The sequence below is a fragment of the Alteromonas sp. MmMcT2-5 genome (genome assembly GCF_022348315.1).
In the GTDB taxonomy this organism is placed as follows: Bacteria; Pseudomonadota; Gammaproteobacteria; order Enterobacterales; family Alteromonadaceae; genus Alteromonas; species Alteromonas macleodii.
The window spans coordinates 1-1,197 of sequence record NZ_JAKRFB010000132.1 but is presented as its reverse complement, the minus strand read 5'-3'; the positions used below and the strand labels follow the sequence as shown (position 1 = coordinate 1,197).

Annotated in this window: 1 protein-coding gene; it reads left to right on the top strand. The window is 45.8% G+C overall.

The window, feature by feature from the left end; genetic code table 11:
• Positions 1–139: 139 nt before the first annotated feature.
• A partial coding sequence (locus MHN09_RS21270) for a DUF4158 domain-containing protein (RefSeq protein WP_239241843.1) occupies positions 140–1,197 on the top strand: 1,058 nt, incomplete at its 3' end.

Genomic DNA, 1,197 nt, shown 5'->3' with positions numbered 1-1,197 from the left:
TGGGGTTCTAGGGATTTTCCCCTCTAAAGTAACATAGAACGCTACAGGTATTATATTATATGGTCTGTGGCGGTGGGTTACCTTCCAATATTCTGCCATCTTATATAAACACCATCAATCATATTGGCGTTTATTCATCATGGCAATTAGTAATGAACTCTCGATTCTGACTCAGGCAGAACAACGAGACTTGTATTCAGCACCTCAGTTTTCTATTGAGGAACAACGTTTGTATTTTTCGCTAAACGATGTAGAACAGGCCGAATGCCGTACTATCAGGCTTACTAAACATCGTTGTTATTTCGTGGCGCTTCTGGGCTATTTTAAATCTAAGCCAGTGATCATTGCTCCGAGTTTCCGTGATATCAGTATCGACATGCAGTTTATTGCCTCCCAAATTCAAAGAGGTAAAGGGATCAGGCCTTTCAGTGTCAGTAAAATGCAGCGTGACCGTATTTACTCAAGGATACTGCGTCTACTGAATTACAATAAGTGGAATGAAAAACAGCACCTCAATGCTCTGTGCCACCACCTGGTTTACATTGGTCATGCCTGGCTGGAGCCTCGACACCTCTTTGATGCGGCCATTGAATACCTTGCCAGCCATAACATTGCCATTCCTAAGTACTCCGTGCTTCAAAGACTGATAAGCCGCACAATGCAACAGGTCAGAAAAGACCTGACGCTCCAACTGAATCAACTTACCAGTAATGAACTTAACGTCTTTCTGGACAACATAATCACTACTAAAGACGACGGGCTGAGTCTGAGCCATCTCAGGGGTGGTGCCAAAAGTCTGACCGTGCCTGAGCTTAAAAAAGAGCTCGCCATTTACCACCGGTTAGCACCATGGCACACGCAAATAAATGACGTTGTGGACAGGCTCAATCTGTCGCTAAAAAATCGACAACACTTCAGCGGCCTTATTGATTACTACGGCAGTAAAGTGCGGCGCTTCAAACGCTCACAGCAGCACCTGTGGTTACTGTGTCATCTGACAGAGCGCATGCAACTTGCACTGGAGCGCCTGACGGATGGGTTTGTTTACCATATCCGAAAACAACAGGAAGCCGCCAACGCCTTTGCACAACAAGCAGTGTTCCTGTCCTGGCAGTCAGCTGCGGACAATGTCACGAAAGCGGCAGAGCTACTTCACCTGTTTGTTGACGAGAATATTGATGACAATCAGCCCTTCTC